17 protein-coding genes are annotated in these 20,116 nt (G+C 64.7%); 10 read left to right on the top strand and 7 right to left on the bottom strand.

Translation table 11 applies throughout. From position 1 onward, the window contains the following. Window positions 1–61 precede the first annotated feature (61 nt). A complete protein-coding gene (locus QXZ85_RS15205; RefSeq protein WP_315704851.1) occupies window positions 62–1,747 on the top strand; it encodes a methyl-accepting chemotaxis protein in 1,686 nt (561 codons plus the stop codon). Between the two features lie 44 nt (window positions 1,748–1,791). On the opposite strand, the gene QXZ85_RS15200 is transcribed toward QXZ85_RS15205, so the two are convergent. The 4 genes from QXZ85_RS15200 to mgtA all read right to left on the bottom strand — a co-directional run bounded on the left by QXZ85_RS15200 (window position 1,792) and on the right by mgtA (window position 7,559). Then, window positions 1,792–2,712, bottom strand: a complete 921-nt coding sequence (locus QXZ85_RS15200) for a DMT family transporter (RefSeq protein WP_315704850.1) — start codon at window positions 2,710–2,712, stop codon at window positions 1,792–1,794. 137 nt (window positions 2,713–2,849) lie between these two features. Next, the gene (locus QXZ85_RS15195) at window positions 2,850–3,695 is read right to left on the bottom strand and encodes a metal-dependent phosphohydrolase (RefSeq protein WP_315744086.1); all 846 of its coding nucleotides are present in this window, start codon (window positions 3,693–3,695) and stop codon (window positions 2,850–2,852) included. Between the two features lie 133 nt (window positions 3,696–3,828). Next, the gene (locus QXZ85_RS15190; protein ID WP_315704848.1) at window positions 3,829–4,758 is read right to left on the bottom strand and encodes a DMT family transporter; all 930 of its coding nucleotides are present in this window, start codon (window positions 4,756–4,758) and stop codon (window positions 3,829–3,831) included. 230 nt (window positions 4,759–4,988) lie between these two features. After that, window positions 4,989–7,559 carry a magnesium-translocating P-type ATPase gene (mgtA, locus tag QXZ85_RS15185; RefSeq protein ID WP_315704847.1) on the bottom strand — a complete coding sequence of 857 codons (2,571 nt, stop codon included), beginning with the start codon at window positions 7,557–7,559 and terminating at the stop codon, window positions 4,989–4,991. A 179-nt stretch (window positions 7,560–7,738) separates the two neighbouring features. Here mgtA and QXZ85_RS15180 point away from each other — a divergent pair, with 179 nt between their 5' ends. The 7 genes from QXZ85_RS15180 to QXZ85_RS15150 all read left to right on the top strand — a co-directional run bounded on the left by QXZ85_RS15180 (window position 7,739) and on the right by QXZ85_RS15150 (window position 15,377). After that, window positions 7,739–9,004 carry an efflux RND transporter periplasmic adaptor subunit gene (locus QXZ85_RS15180; RefSeq protein ID WP_315768442.1) on the top strand — a complete coding sequence of 422 codons (1,266 nt, stop codon included), beginning with the start codon at window positions 7,739–7,741 and terminating at the stop codon, window positions 9,002–9,004. Next, window positions 9,001–10,227 carry an ABC transporter permease gene (locus tag QXZ85_RS15175; RefSeq protein ID WP_315704845.1) on the top strand — a complete coding sequence of 409 codons (1,227 nt, stop codon included), beginning with the start codon at window positions 9,001–9,003 and terminating at the stop codon, window positions 10,225–10,227. Before QXZ85_RS15180 ends, QXZ85_RS15175 begins: the two co-directional genes overlap by 4 nt. Further along, complete coding sequence (locus tag QXZ85_RS15170) at window positions 10,220–10,903, top strand: ABC transporter ATP-binding protein (protein ID WP_315704844.1); 684 nt, start codon at window positions 10,220–10,222, stop codon at window positions 10,901–10,903. The genes QXZ85_RS15175 and QXZ85_RS15170 overlap by 8 nt, the downstream gene beginning before the upstream one ends. A 396-nt stretch (window positions 10,904–11,299) precedes the next feature. Further along, entirely contained in the window at window positions 11,300–12,592 is a 1,293-nt protein-coding gene (locus tag QXZ85_RS15165) for an adenylosuccinate synthase (RefSeq protein ID WP_315704843.1), read from the top strand. Window positions 12,593–12,628: 36 nt separating this feature from the next. Continuing rightward, window positions 12,629–14,293: a hypothetical protein gene (locus QXZ85_RS15160; protein ID WP_315704842.1), complete on the top strand. Its 1,665-nt coding sequence runs from the start codon at window positions 12,629–12,631 to the stop codon at window positions 14,291–14,293. 46 nt (window positions 14,294–14,339) lie between these two features. Continuing rightward, window positions 14,340–14,768: a DUF5413 family protein gene (locus QXZ85_RS15155; RefSeq protein ID WP_315704841.1), complete on the top strand. Its 429-nt coding sequence runs from the start codon at window positions 14,340–14,342 to the stop codon at window positions 14,766–14,768. A gap of 48 nt (window positions 14,769–14,816) precedes the next feature. After that, the gene (locus QXZ85_RS15150; RefSeq protein ID WP_315768440.1) at window positions 14,817–15,377 is read left to right on the top strand and encodes a DUF4112 domain-containing protein; all 561 of its coding nucleotides are present in this window, start codon (window positions 14,817–14,819) and stop codon (window positions 15,375–15,377) included. 85 nt (window positions 15,378–15,462) lie between these two features. Here the strand turns inward: QXZ85_RS15150 and QXZ85_RS15145 are convergent, their stop codons facing one another. The 3 genes from QXZ85_RS15145 to msrA form a co-directional block, all read right to left on the bottom strand. After that, on the bottom strand, window positions 15,463–15,747 hold the full coding sequence (locus QXZ85_RS15145) for a hypothetical protein (RefSeq protein WP_315704839.1): 285 nt from the start codon (window positions 15,745–15,747) through the stop codon (window positions 15,463–15,465). A gap of 397 nt (window positions 15,748–16,144) precedes the next feature. Next, window positions 16,145–16,555 carry a peptide-methionine (R)-S-oxide reductase MsrB gene (msrB, locus tag QXZ85_RS15140; protein ID WP_315765691.1) on the bottom strand — a complete coding sequence of 137 codons (411 nt, stop codon included), beginning with the start codon at window positions 16,553–16,555 and terminating at the stop codon, window positions 16,145–16,147. 59 nt (window positions 16,556–16,614) lie between these two features. Continuing rightward, entirely contained in the window at window positions 16,615–17,349 is a 735-nt protein-coding gene (gene msrA / locus QXZ85_RS15135) for a peptide-methionine (S)-S-oxide reductase MsrA (RefSeq protein ID WP_316174379.1), read from the bottom strand. 759 nt (window positions 17,350–18,108) lie between these two features. On the opposite strand from msrA, the gene QXZ85_RS15130 reads away from it, so the two are divergent. After that, window positions 18,109–18,999, top strand: coding sequence for a LysR substrate-binding domain-containing protein (locus tag QXZ85_RS15130; protein ID WP_315704836.1), 891 nt, complete (start codon window positions 18,109–18,111; stop codon window positions 18,997–18,999). Between the two features lie 114 nt (window positions 19,000–19,113). After that, the gene (locus QXZ85_RS15125; protein WP_316174378.1) at window positions 19,114–19,758 is read left to right on the top strand and encodes a glutathione S-transferase family protein; all 645 of its coding nucleotides are present in this window, start codon (window positions 19,114–19,116) and stop codon (window positions 19,756–19,758) included. Window positions 19,759–20,116: the final 358 nt, after the last annotated feature.

Below are 20,116 nucleotides of genomic sequence, written 5' to 3'. Positions count from 1 at the left end.
TTCACGGCAGGCGTGACCGGTTGTCATGCCAATTCGGTTCGTCCCTGCCGTGGAGTGCCCCGTGAAGCTGAACAATATGAAGATCGCCCCCAAGCTCGCCATCGTGGTGGGCGTGGCGCTGATTGGCCTTTGCATCGCGGGCACCCTTGCCGGCTATCTGATGCAGCGGGAGATGCTGAACGCCAAGATCGAGCAGATCCATGCCGTGATCGACGTCGCCCGCAGCATGGCCGCGGGCCTGCAAAAGGAGGTCGAGGCGGGCCGGATGACCAAGGAGGCGGCGCTTGCCGAGTTCGGCAGGCGGGGCAACTCGATCCGCTACGACAATGGCGACGGCTACCTGTTCGGTGCTGACATGGATGGCGTGCAGATCCTGGTGCCTGATCCGAAGCAGATCGGCGTCAACCGGTTGAACACGTCGACCAATGGCCGTTTCATCGCACGCGAATGGCGCGACAATGTCGCGGCCAAGGGCGAGCATCTGATGTATTTCGACTATATGAAGCCGGGCACCACCCAGCCGATTCCCAAGGTGGCGTATGCGGCCGCGATTCCCTTCTTCAACATGTATGTCGGGACCGGCGTCTATATCGACGACATCGAGGCGCGCATGGGGCCGCTGAAATGGATGATGGGCCTTGCGATCCTCGGCATCGTCGCAATTGCAGGCGGCATCGCCTGGATGATCGGCCGGAGCATCAGCGTTCCCCTGAACCTGCTCGGCAGGCGGATGCAGGAGATCGCCGATGGCAGGCTCGACGGCGAGATCCCCGGTGTCGGCCGCGGCGACGAGGTCGGCGTGATGGCCGCCACCGTGCAGATATTCAAGGACAATGCGCTGCGCATGCGCGAGCTTGAGCAGGCGGAGGCGGCGACCCAGGAGCGTGCGGCCGGGGAGCGTCGGGCCGCGATGGAGAATCTGGCGGCCGAGTTCGAGCGCAGCGTCAATGGCATCGTGCGCTCGGTCGCAGCGGCTGCCCAGGGCATGCAAAGCACGGCGCAGTCGATGACGGCGACCGCAAGCGATGCCAGCGTGCGTGCCTCGACGGTGAGTGCCGCGTCGCAAAGCGCCACCAGCAATGTCGGCACGGTGGCCGCCGCCGCCGAAGAGCTGTCGGGCTCGGTCGCCGAGATCTCCCGCCAGGTGACGCGCTCCAGCGAGATCGCAAGCCAGGCGGTCAGCGACGCCGAGCGCACCAATGCGACCGTGAAGGTGCTCTCGACCGGCGCCGAGAAGATCGGGGAGGTGGTCGGCCTGATCAACAGCATCGCGGCGCAGACCAACCTATTGGCGCTCAATGCGACCATCGAGGCCGCTCGCGCCGGCGAGGCGGGCAAGGGCTTCGCGGTCGTTGCCTCCGAGGTCAAGGCGCTGGCCAATCAGACCGCCAAGGCGACCGAAGAGATCTCGGCGCAGGTCGCGGCGATGCAGACCTCTACCAACGACGCGGTCGCGGCGATCAACGGCATCACCCAGACCATCGCGCAGATGAGCGAGATCACCGGCTCGATCTCGACCTCGATCGCGCAGCAGGGGGATGCGACGCGCGAGATCGCGCGCAACATCCAGTCGGTGGCCGCGGGCTCCAACGAGATCAGTGCCCATATCGGCGGCGTGACCCAGGCCGCTGCGGCCACCGGGGCCGCGGCTTCGGATGTGCTGACCAATGCCCGCGAGCTCGACAACCAATCCGGCCTGCTGCGCCAGGCGGTCGACGGCTTCCTCGCCAAGGTCCGGGCGGCCTGAATTCGCTCTTATCAGGAAGAACAGGTAGGGCGGCCGCGGCTGCCCTATTTTTTTGCGCTACCCGAGCGGGACGCGGTGATCACGCCGGCGAGCACCAGCGCATAGCCGATCAGATGGAATAGCTGCGGCTGCTCGCCGAGCAACAGGATCGCGAGCGCCGAACCGAACACCGGGACCAGATGCAGGAACGGCGCGGCGCGGTTCGGACCGATCAGGCTGATGCCGCGATTGAAGAACAGATAGGCGAGCGTCGATGCAAAGACGATCACATAAGCCAATGTTGACAGCGACAGCAGATCGGGCTTGAGCACGGCACCGGATGAATATTCCCACGCCGCGAGCGGCAGCAGCAGCAAGGCTCCGGCTGCGGTGCAGAACGAGATCAGGGACAGCTGATGCATGGTCGGCCGTCGTGACATCAGCGCCGAATAGAGCCCGAACGTGAAGAGCGCGCCAGCGAACATCAGGTCGCCGCGATTGAACTGAATGTTGGCCAGAGCAGCAAGGTCGCCGCGCAACAGGATCACCAGGACGCCGGCTAACGAGACCGCGATGCCCGTCAATTGCGGCGCGGTGAGGCGGACGCCGAACAGCGCGAGCGACCACAGGGCGACGAACAGCGGGGTGGACGACTGGATCAGCAGCCCGTTCAGCGCCTGCGTATACTGCATCGCCCAATAGGACAACGCGTTGTTGAGCGCGAATCCCGTCAGCGCGAACAGCAGCAGCAATGGCCAATGCGCCCGCATCACAGGCCAGTCCCGCTTCACATGGGGGCGGGCAAACGGCCAGAGCATCAGGAACGTGCCGATCCAGCGGATGCAGGATAGCGTCAAAGGTGGCACATGGCCCGCGACATAGCGCGCCAACACGATGTTGCCGGCCCAGAACAGCGAGGCGAGAGCGAGCAACAGATAGGGCTGGTTGTTGAGCCAGCGCAACGGAGATGCGGGTTTTGTCAGCAAGGAAAAAATGCAGATGTGCAGGGCAACGGCAAGTTGGGCCTAATCGTCTCCGGCGGCAAGCAGGGCTGGCGTATTGGTGCCATGCATCGGGCGGCAAGCTTGGTCGGCGATGCGCTTGCGCTCGCGACGCGATCGGCTCAAGTCTGCGGACCGGACAGCGAGATCTCGCGCTCGGCGCGGAAGACGTTGCTGTAGAGGTTGGCGATCCATTGCCGTCCGACCGAAGTGACGTTGAGATAGCGGATCGCGGTCTGCACGTGTGGCGCGACGCTGTTCCAATAGAACTGAGGATAGAGATTGACGAGGTCGGCGGGCGAGGAATAGCCGAGCTGGCGGTTCATACCGGTCTCCTCGAATTCGTAATAAAGCGCATTGGCCTTGCGGATATAGTTGGGATCGCCGAGTTGGCCGATCAGGTCGGCCGCGCGCAGGATCGCCGCGTCGTCGTCGCTGGATTCGGTGCCGTCCGGGAGGCTGCAGGGAAATCGCGTGCCCTCGATGGCCGCGGCGATCCGCCCCTTGTCGAGCGCCGCAATCCCTTCCATCCGCTCCCTCACGAACATCTTGGAGCGATCGACGTGATAGGCCATCAGCGCCGCATCGGAGGAGCCGCGCGGCAAGGTGATCTTACGGCCGGAGTCGTCGACCACGTAGCCGTCCTCGTCGTCGGCCATGAACAGGCCGCGCACATAGCCGATATCATGGGTCAGACAGGCGATGATGATGTGGGCGTAGTCTTCCGCCGGCATGTGGCTGTGCAGTGCCCGGCCGCGCAGGATCTCGTGGCCGGCCAAGGTCACCAGCATCGTGTGCTCGACATTGTGATACAGCGCATCGCTGTTGCCGATGCATTCGATGGCGATCCGGGCGATCGAGGGCACCATCTCGACCAGTTCAGCCTGCTGCGACCCAAATCGGCGGCGCATATAGTTGGCCAGGAATTTGCCCAGCGCGTCGGCTACCAGTTCCGGAACGGTCGTCATCTCGGTTACCCCGAAAGATCGCGAGCCCGCCGTCGGGTGGACGAGACCGCCACGCTCAGCATAGCGCGGCTGTGCGACAGCATCTATGGGGACCGGAAAACCCCGTCCCGGGTCGATTTGCCTCAGGTCGGGGTCAGCTCGCCTGCTTGCGCGAGGCGACGAACACGCCCGCGAGTACGAGAGCAAAGCCGAGAAAATGGAACGCCTGCGGCCGTTCGCCGAGGAACGCGATGGCCATGATCGAGCCGAATACCGGCACGACGTGGAAGAACGGCGCTGCCCTGTTGGCGCCGATCAGGAGCACGCCTCGGTTGAAGCAGAGATAGGCGATCGTCGAGGGGAAAATGGCCACGTAAAGCAGTGACAGCAGATTCTTGGCGTCGAATGCCATCACGGGGCGGGCATAGAGCTCCCAAGCCAACAACGGGATCAGGCTGGCGGCGCCGCAGCCAAAGGTGAAGGTGACGAACGACAGGCCGTGGATCGGCGGCCGTTTCAGCGAGAGCACGGAATAGAAGCCGAAGATCGCCATCGCGACCAGGAAGATCAGGTCGCCCCGATTGAAGCTGATCTGCGTAAGTGCCGTGAGATCGCCACGTGTCAGGATGGTGAGCACACCCGCCATGGAGAGCAGGATGCCGAGGCCTTGCGCGACGGTGAGATGGACGCGCAGCAGCAGGATCGACCACACCGCCACGATCAGCGGACCTGCGGACTGCAGAAGCAGGATGTTGAGCGCCTGGGTGTATTCGAGCGACCAGTATTGCAGCGTGTTGAAGGCACCGATACCGGCGATCGACAGCGTGATCATGAGACCGAGCCGGGAGCGGATCGCGGGCCAATCCTGCCGCAGCTGCTTCCAGGTGAACGGCAGAATGATCAGGAAGGCCAGTGACCAGCGCAGGAACGACAGGGTCACCGGTGGAATGTGACCGGCCGCAAGCCGGCCGACGATGGCATTGCCCGCCCAGCACAGCGCGGTGATGCTGAGCAGCAGATAGGGCTGGTTGGCGATCCAGGCGCGCGCAGGTGAAGCAGGCGCGGCGGGGTCTGCGGCGGACATGATCAGGTCTAAGGCCCGGTTCGATGCGCCGCGACGTTCGAGCCCGACTGCGATCGAGCCGGCATTTGCCTCGGCTCAATCCAAAGACATCAATTGCGAGTGCCTATCAAGGGGGCAGATGCATCGCAACTATGCAGCGGGCGCCCGCCTGCTTCGACGGGGCGCGACGGATCGAGCCCGCAGCAAACCGAATCTCTGTAACCGTGATGCCTTGCCACATGCCCGCTTCCTCACGCGCCCGCTTCGTGTCGGTGTCGCCTGTATCTTCGGCTCACGTGTCGCACCATCGGGCGCACCGCGAGTGACTTCAGGCGCTCGGCACAGACGAGATAGAGGACAACCAGCAGCGCGATGGTGCCAAGCAGCGCTGCTGGCAACGGGACGAAGCCGAACCATGTCCCGACCGGCGTGAACGGAATGATCATTGCGACCAGAAGCGCGATCAGCGAGGAGGCCGTCAGCGCGGGGTCGGGACGATCGCTCCAGGGCGGCCCGTTGGTCCGGATGATGAAGATGACGAGAATCTGCGTCGCCATGGATTCGATGAACCAGGCAGTGCGGAATTCGTCCGGCGAAGCCTTGAACAGGTAGATCAGCGCCGCGAAGGTCAGGATATCGAACACCGACGACAGGGGACCCATGATCGCCGCAAAGCGGACCAGACGCCTCATGCTCCAGAGCTGCGGCCGCGCTGTCGCCCGCGGGCTGACGCAGTCGAAGGGAATGCCAAGCTCAGATAAGTCGTAGAGCAGGTTGTTGAGCAGGATCTGAGTGGGCAGCATCGGCAGGAACGGCAACACGACCGAAGCCAGGGCCATCGACAGCATGTTGCCGAAATTGGAGCTTGCGCCCATCCGGATGTATTTCAGGATGTTGGCGAAGGTGCGTCGTCCTTCCTCCACGCCGTCGGCGACCACTTCGAGATCGGAGGCGAGCAGGATCATGTCGGCCGCTGCCTGCGCGACGCCCGTCGCGGAATCAACTGATAATCCGATATCGGCGGCCTTCAGAGCCGGAGCATCATTGATGCCGTCGCCGAGAAAGCCGACCACCTCGCCGGAGGCCTGCAGCGCCTTGACGATACGCGACTTCTGGTCGGGCGCGAGCCGGCCGAAGGCATCGGCGGAGTGGACTTGAACGGCGAGTGCCTCGTCGCTGAGTTCGGCAATGTCGCTGCCCGATAGCACGCGCTCGGCTTTCAGCCCCACCAGCCCGGCGAGCCGCTTGACCACCACGGGATCGTCGCCCGACAGGATCTTCAGCCCGATGCCTGCATGTGCAAGCCGCGTGATCGCCGCCGCTGCGGTCGGCTTGGGTGGATCGGCGAAGGCACAGAGACCCTCGAAGACGAGGTCCAGTTCGTCCTCAGTCTCTATCTCGCGGGGCGCGCCGGGCCAGGGGCGGGAGGCAATGGCAACGGTCCGCAATCCCTCCTGGGCCAGCGCATGAACCTGCGCGAGTGCAGCCGCGCGGCCGGCCTTGTCCATGCTGTCCGTGTTTGTCCCATGTCGTTGCGTCGTGCAGAGTTCGAGCACGGCTTCGGGCGCCCCCTTGACGATCAGCACCCGTTCCAGCGAGCTGACCGCGAGTGCCGATCCCAGCCTGCGGGAGAAGTCGAAAGCCTGGCGACCGCCGAGGCTCCAGCCCTCGGCGGCATGACCGGCTCCGGCCACCAGCGCAGCATCGAGCGAGCCACGGTCGCCGCCAAGCGCCGCAGCGATCGCGCCGAGTTCGGCCGGGCGCTTGCTGTCGCTGCCATCGGGCGCGACGCTGCGTGCCAGGGTGATCTCCGCCGAGGTCAGCGTTCCCGTCTTGTCGGTGCACAGCATCGACATTGCACCGAGATCGTGAATGGACGCGAGCCGCTTCACGATGACCTTGCGACCGGCCATGCGCAGCGCACCGCGCGACAGCGTCACGGTCGTGATCATCGGCAGCAGTTCCGGCGTCAGCCCCACCGCGAGTGCGACAGCAAACAAGAGAGAGTCCAGCACCGGCCGGCCGGCCACGACACGGATCGACAGCACGATGAAGGCGAGCGCGAGCGTGAGGCGCGCCGTGACCAGGCCGAATTCATGCAGGTCGCGCTCGAACGGAGTCCGGCCATGGGCTTCGGCCAGCGCCGAGGCTGCGGCGCCGAACACCGTGTTCGGCCCGGTCATGACAGCAATCGCGATCGCTTCACCGGTCTGTGCCACCGATCCGCGGAATACGACATTCGATCTCTCGTCCGGATCGCTTGGAACACCCGGACGCTTGGTGACGGGATAGGGTTCTCCGGTCAGCGCTGCTTCACCGGCCGTGAAGGCGATGCTCTCGAGGATGAGCGCGTCAGCCGGCACGATATCTCCGGCGCGGATGCGCAAGACGTCGCCGGGCACGACGGCGTCGACCTCGATTTCGCGGAACACGCCATCGCGCTTGGCCTCCGCCTTCAATGCGACGGAGCGGCGGAGCATCTCGGCGGCTCTGACGGCGTGCCCTTCCTGCACCGTGTCGAGTCCGATCGAAAGGACCAGGATCAGCACGATGATGGTTCCGCCGATACCGTCGCCGGTCAACATCGAGATCACCCCGGCGACGAGCAGGATGAGTGAGAGCGGTTCGAGCAGGCGGCGCAGCACGGCGCGCAAGGGGCCCACGGCGTGGGGCGGCGCGTCGCTGTTCGGACCGTAACGTTCCAGCCGCTCGCCGGCTTCGGCGCTGCTGAGGCCATCGAGGCCGCAACCGAGCATGTCGCCGGCCTGTGCCGGCGACAGCCGCCAGAACTGGTGCTCAGTCTGCTTCAGGTCGTTGACCACCGGCGGCTCCATTCATCTTCATGGATGACTGTCCATGTTCCTCTCTGATTTGCATGAAGATTTGTCAGGCGATTGACCCAGCGCAACACGGGAACAGCTTGGTGTATTAGTTGCTGTAATCTCGACCGACATGGTCCAACAGAGAAGACCGCGCTTTGGCCGGTTCTGTCATGAATGTGATGGTTCAACACTCTGCCGTCCTTCCGCCCAAGCGCACCATCGAAGTGCATGCGGTGTGGTCCGCGATTTCCGCTCATCGCTGGCTCATTCTCGCCGCTCTGCTGCTGGCCGGCATTGGAGCCTGGCAAGGCGCTCGTGTCATCTTTGGCCCCGCTGTGGTGGTGGACCAGGTCAGGCGCGGCAATTTGGTCGAAACGGTCGTCGCCAGTGGTCATGTGGAGACACCCTATCGGGTCGAGATCGGCAGCCAGGTCACCGGTACGGTCGAGGAGGTGCTGGTGCGGGAGGGCGAGCGCGTCACCAAAGGACAGCCTCTGATCTCGCTGGAATCGCGTGAGCTGAAGGCAGCCGTCGTGCAGGCGCAGGGCTCGGTGGCGCAGGCCGAGGCGCGGATGCGCCAGCTCGCCGAATTGACGCTGCCTTCGGCGAAGGAGGCCCTGACCCAGGCGCAGGCCACGCTGCTGAATGCGCAGCAGACCTATAATCGCACCTCGCACCTGGCGGAGGGCGGCTATGCTACGCGCCAGGCACTCGACGACGTGCAGAAGACGCTCGACGTCGCGCTCGCGCAGAAGCGCGCGGCCGAATTCCAGGTCTTTACCGCAAGTCCGGGTGGCAGCGATTATGTGATGGCGGAGACGCTGTTGAACCAGTCGCGCGCGAATCTCGACACTGCGCAGTCGCGCCTGGGGTATGCCACGATTGTGGCGCCGCGCGATGGCGTTCTGATCACGCGCAATGTCGAGCGGGGCACGGTGGCCCAGCCGGGTAAGGCGCTGCTGGTGCTCGCGCCCGCCGGTGAGGTCCAGCTCGTGTTGCAGATCGATGAGCGCAACCTCGGCAAGCTCGCGCTGGGACAGAAGGCGCTGGCGTCGGCGGATGCCTATCCGGACCGGCGCTTCGCCGCCATCGTCAGCTACATCAATCCCGGCATCGACATTTCCCGGGCATCGGTCCAGGTCAAACTCACGGTGCAGGATCCGCCGGATTATCTGCGGCAGGACATGACGGTGTCGGTCGACATCAACGTGGCCTCGAAGAACGATGCGCTGGTCCTTCCGGTTCGCTCCGTTCATGATCTCACCTCGGGGCAGCCCTGGGTGCTCGGCGTGAAGGATGGCCGGGCCGTCAAACGTCCGGTGCAGGTCGGCATCCGCGGCAACAGCCACGTCGAGATCGTCGGCGGCCTCTCGGCCGGTGATGTCGCAATTCCCGCCAATTCAGGCATCCTGACCGGCCAGCGGCTGCGTCCGGTGTTGTCGTGAACCGCTGGCTGCCGTTCGAGTGGATCGCCGCGGTGCGCTTCCTGCGCGAAGGGCGCCTGCAAACGCTGTTCATCATCGGCGGCATCTCCATCGGTGTCGGCGTCATCGTGTTCATGTCGGCGATGCTGGCCGGGCTGGAAGCGAATTTCATCAAACGTGTGCTGACCTCGCAGCCGCAGATCCAGCTGCTGACGCCCGATCAGGTCGCGCGGCCGTTGCGCAATGACAAGGGCGTGATCGAGGACGCGGTCGTGCAGCGCCCGAGCCAGCGGGTGATCTCGATCGACCAGTGGCCGAAGATCCGCGACCAGATGCAGGCGATGCCCGAGGTGACGGCGGTGTCGCCGACCATTGCGGGCTCTGTGCTCGCGATTCGCGGCGATGCCAGCCGCGCGGTCACGCTGTCGGGCATCGAGCCAGAGACCTATTTCAAGATCGTCAAGATCCCAGACTATATCGCCGCCGGCGAGCCGCGTTTGACCAGCGACGACATCATCATCGGCACCGAACTCGCCAAGGATCTCGGTGCCTCCGTCGGCGACAAGCTCAACATCCAGGCGGCTTCCGGCGCCAATCGCGTGCTGACGGTGACCGGCCTGGTCGATCTCGGCAGCAAAGGCGTCAACCAGCGCGCGGCCTATGCCGCCTTGCGTACGGCGCAGTCGCTGCTCGGAATGATCGGCGGCGTCACCACCATCGACATCACCGTGCAGGACATCTACGCCGCCGAGACAATCGCGCAGCGCATCCAGGCATCCAACGTCGTCAAGGCCGACAGCTGGATCAAGACCAACGCGCAGTTCTTCACGGCCGTGCGCGCGCAAGAGACCTCCAATACGCTGATCCGGCTGTTCGTCGGGCTTTCGGTCGCATTCGGCATCGCGGCCGTGCTGATCGTCTCGGTAATTCAGCGTTCCAAGGAGATCGGCATCCTGCGCGCGATGGGCACCTCGCGCGGCCAGATTTTGCGCGTGTTCCTGTTGCAGGGAGGGCTGCTCGGCTTTGTCGGCTCGTTGTTCGGAGCGGCATTAGGGGCAGGCGCCCTGATCTACTGGCACTCGGTTGCGCGGCAGGCCGATGGCTCGGAGCTGTTTCCGCTGATCCTCGAACGCCAGCTCTTCGTGATGACTGCGCTGCTCGCCACGATAACCGGGCTGCTGGCGGCGATGGCGCCGGCGCTGCGCGCGGCCAAGCTCGATCCGGTGGTGGCGATCCGTGGCTGAGGAAATCCTGCGTCTTCAGAACGTTTGCAAAGCCTATAATATCGGCCAGCCGACCGAGACCGAGGTGCTGCACGACATCGACCTCGAGGTTGACCGTGGCGAGTTCGTCGCGCTGATCGGCCCATCCGGCTCCGGCAAGAGCACGCTGCTCAACATCGTCGGTCTGCTCGACAGGCCGACCTCCGGCCAGCTCACCATCAAGGGCGAGGATACGGCGGCACTCGGCGACACCGAGATTACTCGCCTGCGCGGCCACACCATCGGATTCGTGTTCCAATATCATTTGCTGATTTCGGCATTCACGGCCAAGGAGAACGTCATGATGCCGATGCTGGTCGATCGCGGCTTCCCGAGCACAGACATCGAGCAGCGCGCGCTGAAGCTGTTGCAGCAGGTCGGCCTGGAGAAGTTCGCCAACAATCTCGCCACCAACATGTCCGGCGGTCAGCAGCAGCGGGTCGCGGTGGCCCGCGCGCTGGCCATGAATCCCGACCTGGTGCTTGCGGACGAGCCCACCGGCAATCTCGATACCAAATCCGCCGACGCCGTCTTCGAGTTGATGCGGCAGGTCAATCGCGAGAGCGGCACCAGCTTCCTTCTGGTGACGCACAATCTCGACCTGGCGCGCCGCTGCGACCGCATCATCGAGGTGGTCGACGGCCGGATCCAATCCTGATGCCGCCGATGTGACCGTGGGCTGCAGCAGGCTCTCGACGGCCACACGCACCGATGACCTACATTTGCCGTCGTCCTGTGGTGATTGAGGCAAGCCCCGGGAGACTCCGCCGCCAAGAAGCGGGATGACCGGGCGCAATCCGACCCGACGGGTGGGGCGGCATGAAATTTTGGGGCTTATCAAAGGCTTGGACGCGCCCTGGCGGGTCCAAAAGCCCCGTTCTTGCTTGCCTAGCCGGGCCGCTTCCTTTATCCGGTGGGGCGCCTCGCGTGCGAGCGGTCCCGGCCGCGATTCTGGCTGGGCGCATGATTGGGCACGACGGCCCTTGGAAATGGGAACCGTTAATTTCCGCGCAGATCGTGCTGTTTTGGATAATGGCAGAGGAAAGAGCTGGGAATGGCTAATGTGGTCGTCGTCGGCGCCCAATGGGGCGACGAGGGGAAGGGCAAGATCGTCGACTGGCTGTCGGAGCAAGCCGACATCGTCGTGCGCTTCCAGGGCGGCCATAATGCCGGCCATACCCTTGTCATCAATGGCGCGACCTACAAGCTCGCGCTGCTGCCCTCGGGCGTGCTGCGGCCGGGCAAGCTGTCGGTGATCGGCAACGGCGTCGTGTTCGACCCGCAGGCCTTCCTGGAGGAGGTCGCAAAGCTTCAGGGCCAGGGCGTCGCGATCGGGCCGGACAATCTGCGCATCGCCGAAAACGTCACGCTGATCCTGCCGCTGCACCGTGAGCTCGATGCGCTCCGGGAGTCCTCGAACACGGCGACTGCGATCGGCACCACGCGCCGCGGCATTGGCCCGGCCTATGAGGACAAGGTCGGCCGCCGTGCGATCCGCCTGATGGACCTCGCCGATCTCGGCACCTTGCCGCACAAGATCGATCGGCTGCTTGCCCATCACAATGCGCTGCGCCGGGGCCTCGGCCTCGAACAGATCGACGGCAACGAAATCCTGCGCGGGCTGGCGGAGATGGCGCCGCAGCTTCTGCCTTACGCCGAGACGGTCTGGCGCCTGCTCGACGCCAAGCGGCGTGAGGGCAAGCGTATCCTGTTCGAGGGCGCGCAGGGCGCGTTGCTCGACGTCGATCACGGCACCTATCCCTACGTCACCTCGTCGAACACGGTGGCGGCGCAGGCGGCGACCGGGACCGGCATGGGGCCCGGCAGCGTCGGCTATGTGCTCGGCATCTGCAAAGCCTACACCACGCGCGTTGGCCAGGGGCCCTTCCCGACCGAGCTCACCAATGAGATCGGGGAAGAGATCGGCCGCAGGGGCAAGGAATTCGGCGTCAACACCGGGCGCAAGCGCCGTTGCGGCTGGTTCGACGCCGTGCTGGTGCGCCAGACGGTGCGGACCTGCGGCATCAGCGGGCTGGCGCTGACCAAGCTCGACATTCTCGATGGCTTCGATTCGATCGATGTCTGTGTCGGCTACAGGCTGGACGGCAAGGAAATCGATCATCTGCCCGCCGGCGAAGGTGCGCAGGCGCGGGTCGAGCCGATCTACGAGACCATCGAAGGCTGGAAGCAGCCCACGGCGAATGCGCGGTCCTGGGCGGATCTGCCGGCGCAGGCGATCAAATATGTGCGGCGGGTCGAGGAACTGGTGGGTTGTCCGATTGCTCTGCTTTCCACGAGCCCCGAACGCGAGGATACTATTCTGGTCCAGAACCCGTTCGAGGCTTGACTGGATATGGCAGGCAAGCGCGCAAGTTGAGTTGACATGGCCGACTACTACCCGCTGATCGCCCGTGCCATCGCCGGACTGGACCCCAATGCCAGCGGCGAAAGTCGTCGTGCGCTCTATGAGCGGGCACGAGCGGCGCTGATCGCGCAGTTGCGCGGCGTGCAGCCGCCGCTGTCCGAATCGGAAATCACCCGCGAGCGGCTGGCGCTGGAAGAGGCGGTCCGCAAGGTCGAAGCGGAAGCCGCGCAGCGTGCGCGCGATGCAGCGCGGGCGGCGGGCGGCAGCCCCCGGCCGGGCGATGCCCTGCGCCGTGCCGGTGGGCGCAGTGCAGACGCTCCATCCGCCCCCGCGGGGCAGCCGGGAGCGCCACCGCCGGCCGGGTCCGAGCAGGGTGCCAGTGCGCCAGGACCACGGCCGCGGCCGGCCGCTCCTTCTCAAGGGCGCAGCGAGCGGCCGCCGGGCGGTGAGCCTGCGTCCCCCGACCAGACGCGGCTGCCGCGCAATCCACGGCCCGACGCCGGGCAAGCGGCGATGCCGCCTCGGCCGCAGCCGCCACAGGGCCAGCCGCAAGGGGCGATCCCGGAGGCGCGGATGCCGCCCCTGCGCGAGCGTGCCGCGGGACCGCGGCGCGGTCCCGACAACAATAATGGGGACGGGCAGCCGCCGGCCATGCGCGGCTTCCGCGATATCACGGCCGACGTCGACGACCTCGGCAAGGCGACGGCCCAGGCCAACCGGGCCGCGCGCAAGACCTACGCCAACGTGCCGCCGACCGACCTGGACCGGCTGGAGCCGGGGCCCGATGACCATGGGGCGGCGTCCGACGGACCTTATTCCTACGATGAAGCGGTGGAGGAAGCCGAACGCTACGCGTTGCCGGCGCAATCCGGCCGGTCGCGCGCTGGCGCCGAGCGGGACCGCGAGGCCAACAAGAAGCTGGGCGGGCGCGCCACATTCCCGTTCAAGAGCGCGATCGCGGTCGGCGTCGTCCTGATTCTGATCGGCGCGGGCCTGTTGTGGGGCAGGCCGATTGTTTCGGCCGTCGGCAACATGCTCAGGTCGTCGCCCGCCGTCGAGACACCGAAGGACACCACGGCGCCGTTGACCAAACCAAAGATTCCGGATCGGGTCGGTCAGTCGCAGTCCGACCAGATCGCGCCGGTCGCCCAGCGCGTGGTGCTCTACGATGAGGATCCGTCCGATCCCAAGGGCAAGCAGTATATCGGGACGGTGGTCTGGCGCACCGAGCAGATCAAGGGCTCCGGCCAGCAGAAGCCGGACATCGCGGTACGCGGCGACATCGAGATCCCGGATCGCAAGTTCAAGATGACGATGTCGTTCCGGCGCAACATGGATTCGTCGCTGCCGGCCAGCCATACGGTCGAGCTGACCTTCATCCTGCCGCCTGACTTCTCCGGCGGCGGCGTGGGGAACGTGCCGGGCCTGCTGATGAAGTCCAACGAGCAGGCGCGCGGTACGCCCCTCGCAGGCCTCGCGGTCAAGGTCACCGACGGCTTCTTCCTGGTCGGATTGTCCAATGTGGACTCCGACCGCGCCCGCAACACCCAGCTCCTGAAGGAGCGCTCCTGGTTCGACGTGCCGCTGGTCTACACCAACCAGCGCCGCGCGATCATCGCGATCGAGAAGGGTGAGCCTGGCGAGCGCGCCTTCAACGATGCGTTCGCTCAATGGGGTGAGTAAGCGGGCGCCCGGCTGCGATCGACCGGCAGGGCGGAGGGAGTGAGGCATGAAACGCTATCTGATCTTCGTCGCCGTAGGACCTGCGCTCGGCGGATTCTGCCTCCTGCTCGTCACCACCTATCAGTCCGGCTACTGGACCGGCACCAATGCGGCCGAGATCGCAAAGGTGTTCAAGGTCTTCGCGGTTTCGCTGCAATACAGCTACCTGTTCGGCTTCCTGCCTGCGCTCATGATGTGCGCCATCGACGACATCCTCTGCCATGTCAGGCGCATCGGGCCGGTCGTGCGCATGCTGCTGGTCGGCGCGATCGCGTTCCTGCTGGCTGCTTTCAACTATTCGTCGCACGGGGCGGATTCCGGCGTGGCGCAGTTCATCCTGTACGGCCTGGTCGGTTTCATCCCGGCGACGGTCTCGTCCTGGCTGGTGCACAAATTCGTTGAGGAACCGCAGCCGGCTGCCCCTTCGGCCGCCTGAGCGCGACGGCGTGACGCAACTTGTGTTGCGCTCTCGCGTTTCCATCTCATGGGCATGCCACAAGACAACATCACGAGCCGGTCGCGCCGCCCCACCGGACGGACCTCGCATGCGCGCTTCACGGGCGCCGAGGCGCGCGGGCCGGTGATCGACCAGGAGGGGCGCGAAGTCCCGTACGAAATGCCCCATGGGGCGTTTACGGGTTCGTTCCAGAATGCGGGCGGTTACCGTTTCGATTTCCAGACGGCCGATCCATTCGGCAACCTGACCCGCGAGCAGCGGATGATCCGCCTGGAAGCGATCGCGAAGCTGCTCGACGTCGCCTTCGTGCTGCCCGGCACCAATATCCGTTACGGCATCGATGGCATCATCGGCCTGATCCCGGTCGTTGGCGACCTGATCGCGACGGCATTGTCGCTGTGGCTGGTGCGCGAGGCCCGCGCGCTCGGCGCGCCCTGGCATGTCATCACCCGCATGCTCGCCAATGTCGCCGTCGAAGGCGTGGTCGGCATGGTGCCCGTGGCGGGTGACGCATTCGACGTGTTGTTCCGCGCCAATATGCGCAACGCCCGGATCTTGCGGCGCTGGCTGGACACCCAGCCGCGGTAAACCGGCAAAAGCAGCAAAAGAGGCTTCAGAAAAAAACTGCCCCGCACAAGGCGGGGCAGGGTTTAAAGTCGAATGTATCGGAGGCTTACGCCGCATTGGCATCCGGCGTCTTCGGCGCCGCGCGGCGCGGCAGCGGGAACGCCTCGCTCTCGTACAGCGAGCGAATGCCGTTCTGGTCGAAGCGGGCCTCCTCGACCTGCAGATAGGCGCCGTTCAGCGAATCCGCCGGCAGTTCCTCCATGGCAAAACGCACGGCTTCCGCCGCGGTGCCAAACCGCCGATAGGCAAAGCCTGCCCGCTTCTTCTTGCGGATGGCGGCGGGGAACAGTTCGGCCGATGTGTTGAAGTTGAACGGACGCATAGGACGCATGGTCTGAGACCTCTTCTTGTCGGATGGAGCGCTGACGCGAGCTTTCTGTTGCAGCGTGGCGGCTGGCGCCAGCGATTGCGGGTGTCGAGGGCGGTTAAAGCCGCCCAGGCGGCCCGGCCCTGCATGTCAGTTACAGCGCTAATATAAGCCTTTTTGACAAAATTGCGAATCCCCCAGGAGCACATCGTAAATCCAGGAGCGCTCCCCTCGAGCCCGGAAAATAAATGTATTTCAGTAACTTATGTTATTTTCAACCAGTGGGTGAATAATCATTTCCTGATCACCCTCCTGGCGATGTCGTGTGCTGGTTTGATTGCTTTGGCAGGAGCGGGACGGCGCCCGCCTACCTCCGCCGGATGACGGGCCAAGGGCGGACCCCAGCGCCGCCCTCACCAGTTCACCGCGGCTTCAGCTTCAGCGCCGCCGAATTGATGCAATAACGCAGCCCCGTCGGGCCGGGGCCATCCGGAAAAACGTGACCTAGATGGCCGCTGCAGCGCGAGCACAGGACCTCGGTGCGGACCATGCCGTGGCTGGTATCGCTCTCTTCGTCGATATGGTTCTCGGCCGCCGGCCGGGTGAAGCTCGGCCAGCCGCAGCCGGACTCGAACTTCGCATCGGACTCGAACAGGGTCTGGCCGCATCCGGCGCAGACGTAAGTGCCGGCGCGGTGATCATGCTCGTACTCGCCGGTGAAGGGGCGCTCGGTCGCCTTCTCGCGCAGCACCGCATATTGCATCGGTGTCAGCTCCTTGCGCCACTCTGCCTCGCTCTTGACGATCTTCTCGCTCGTCTTGGTGTCGGTCATGTCTCGCTCTCCAGCGGCTTGATCAGCCGCATTCTTGTTATGCCGTCAGTTGGTTCGCCTTAGTTGGTCGCTTTGGCGTCGCTCACCAAGGTCGGCTTTTCCAGGTAGTTCTCGGCGAAGATCTTCTTCAGGTTCTCGATCTTCGGCAGGTCGTTATAGGCAATATAGGGCTGGCTCGGGTGCAGCGTCAGATAGTCCTGATGATAACCTTCCGCCGGATAGAAGCCATCGAGCTTGCCGATCTTGGTCACGATCGGCTTCTTGAACACCTTGGTCTGGTCGAGCTGGGCGATATAGGCCTCCGCCACCTTCTTCTGCGCGTCTGAGGTTACGAAGATCGCCGAGCGATATTGCGTTCCGGTATCCGGCCCCTGCCGGTTGAGCTGGGTCGGATCGTGCACGACCGAGAAGAAGATCTGCAGGATCTTGCCGTAGCTGATCTTCTTCGGGTCGAATTTGACCTCGACGGATTCCGCGTGGCCGGTACTGCCGGTCGAAACGGTGTGGTAGTCGGCGGTCGCTTTGCTGCCGCCGGCGTAGCCCGACACCGCATTCACGACGCCCGCGGTGTGCTGATAGACGCCCTGTACCCCCCAGAAGCAGCCGCCGGCCAGGACGGCCGTCTCCAGCCCGCTGGCGGCCGGCTCATCCTGGGCTGGCGGCGGGATCACCACGGCATCCTCGGCCGCACGCAAAGGCGCGACGGCGAGCAGGGCGGCTCCGGCCAAGACGCCTGTCAAGACGCCGAGGATCGTGGCTTTCGGGAGCAGGCGGTGGAGCGGATTGCGGCGCATGGGGTGTCCTCTCAGTCAGTCTCTGGCTATTCGTCGTCAAGTCCGGACGGGGCGAGGCTGTCCCGCCGGCATCCTCGCAAGATACGCGCATCGTCCGTCCCCGTTACGGCCTCCGGGACACGACTGCGTGATAGGATAAGGGTTGCGACCGGACCGCTCGGGGCCGATGAAAGCCGAAGCTGAAAGCGAACATGACTGCCGACCTCGCGGCGCGTTTTGCGTCCGAGTGATGATGGTTTCGCGTCCCTCTCCGCGAAGAGGGCACAGGGAAGGCCGGATGCTGGCCGCACCCATGGCCCGCCTGCAGAAGAAAATGCAGGCGGCAGTCACCACAGGTACGAGCCGAACAACCGGCCTTCCCTGCACGACGGTCTTACGGCTTATACGTGGTCTCCCCGGTGCGCCGGGCTTTTTGGCCACCGTCACCTGCGCGAGGCGAAACCTCATCGCGAGCTTGATACTAGCGTCGGAGTATCAGGACCACACGATTTCACCGTACGCGCTGATATCGTTCGTCGGCGTGCAACCACGCTGCGATACCCTTGCGTCCGTCGCATCCCAGGCCCGACACTCGTGACGATCGCGAAGCGCCCCTCTTGTGGGCTGAGACGCGGGAGAGTGTGCCGGTGATTTGCCCGACACGGCAAGGCGACACACATGCGGCAGATTGGCACGACGGGCAATTTCTGCATGAGGCTATGTCTCGATCTTGCATGCAGCATCCTCGCACCGGTCGAGATGCTGCTCTAAACTTCCCTCATGCGGCGAATTCCTCTGAAAAACATCGAAGCCTTTGTGGCGGTGGCGCGCGTCGGCAGCCTGGCGCAAGCCGCGCTTCGGTTGAACCTCACGGTGCCTGCATTGAGCCGGCGCATCCAGCTGTTGGAGGCCGAGCTTGACGCACGGCTGTTCGAACGGCAGCCGCGCGGACTCTCGCTGACAGATGCCGGTCGTGACTACTTCGCGGCACTCGATCCGGCCTGGGAGCGGATGGCGCGGGCGACGGAGGCGGTGAGGAGGCGTGGGCAGCGCAAGGGCCTGACCGTCAGCGTGATGCCGACATTCGCCGCAAATTGGCTGATTCCACGTTTGCAGCGTTTTCAGACGCAGCACGATGGGATCGAACTCCAGCTGCACACCTCGCCGGAGATCGAAGACCTGGAGTCCCGTCGGGAGATCGACTGCGCGATCCGGCTCGGGCGGGGACCGTGGCCGGGTCTCGTCTGCGAACCGCTGCTGGCCGTCGACGCAGTGCCGGTGGCCAGCCCGCAGTTTCTCGGCAAGACCGAATGCCACGAGCCGCGCGCGCTGTTGGAGCAGAGGCTGATCGGCACCAGCCATCAGATCGCGTTCTGGCAGGAGTGGTTCGCCGGCGTCGGGGTCAACGCTATCCCGCAACACTGTCTTGCCTTCGACAATCTGCAGGTCGTCTACGAGGCCGCCTCTGCGGGCATGGGCATCGCGCTCGGGCTCGATCCGGTGGTTCGGCCATTCGTTGCGAGCGGCCGGCTGACGCCGTTGTTCACCGAGCCTGTGCGGCTGCCGCGCCAGTTTCATCTGGTGCATCGCGGCGGTCGTGCGGAGCAGGCGCGCGGCTTCGCGCAATTCCGCGACTGGCTGTTTGCGGAGGCCGCGGCCTTCGCGGCATAGATGGGAGGCGTGACGACGCCTTGCATGCCGCTGAAGGCTTGCAGCCGAAAACTGAATGGTCAGGTCCGCCGCGCTCGTTTAGGCTTCCGTCCGCACATGGAGGCGACCGCTGAGATGGCGACCTATCGGCTGCACTATTTCCCGGAATCCGGCAACAGCTACAAGCTGGCGCTCATGCTCACGCTTTGCGGCCAAAGCTTCGAACCGGTGTGGACCGATTTCGGTGGCGGCGTCACCCTCACGCCGGAGTGGCGCAGGAGCGTCAATCCCATGGGCGAGATTCCGGTGCTGGAGGAGGATGGTGTCCGCCTGACCCAGACCGCGCCGATTCTGCTACGGCTCGCCGAGCGCTATGGACAGTTCGGCGCGACCGACGAGCGCGAGCGGTTCGAGATCCTGCGCTGGCTGTTCTGGGACAATCACAAGCTATCGGGCTACATGGCGAGCTACCGCTATCGCCGTGCCTTCACACCGTCGCCGAACGAGGGCGTGCAGAAATTCTTCCGCAAGCGCATCGATGATTTCCTCTCGATTGTCGCGAGCGAAGTGGCGCAGCGGCCGTTCATCATCGGCGAGCGGCCGACGGTGGCCGACATCTCGATGTGCGGCTACCTCATGTTTCCGGTGGAGGAGAGCGGCTACGATCTCGCCGCAAACTTTCCTGATGTTCACGCTTGGCTGCGGCGCATCGCCGCGCTGCCCGGCTGGAAGGCGCCATATGACCTGCTGCCAGGGAAGCGGCTGGCGCGGTACTTCTGACGCTCCCGCGAGAATCATCGTGGAAGCATCGTGAAACGCTGTGAGACCATCGTCAGTCAGCGGTCGCGGAGCCGTGATCGCCAGCCATTAGTTCTTTGTCAGCACGCGTCTGCCGGGGAATAAAACCGTCTTGCGCACCGTCTCGGAAGCGAGAGTAACAAACAACGCGCTTTCGGGAGCGGAGGAGCGCGCATCGAGAACGATAGTTCGTATCATTCGCATGGTCGTGATGCACGGTGATTGGGCGTCTGCCGGCGTGCTTCCTACATCGGCATCACCGACAAGAATTTCCGCTGGAAACGTCTCCGATCAGAGCAGCAGACGAACGCGTTTCTCCGCACGTAAGAGAGACGGAGGA

The sequence above is a fragment of the Bradyrhizobium sp. SZCCHNGR1005 genome (assembly GCF_032489995.1).
Lineage (GTDB): Bacteria > Pseudomonadota > Alphaproteobacteria > Rhizobiales > Xanthobacteraceae > Bradyrhizobium.
The sequence above is the reverse complement of the archived record's forward strand: the minus strand, read 5'-3'. Positions and strand labels throughout refer to the sequence as shown.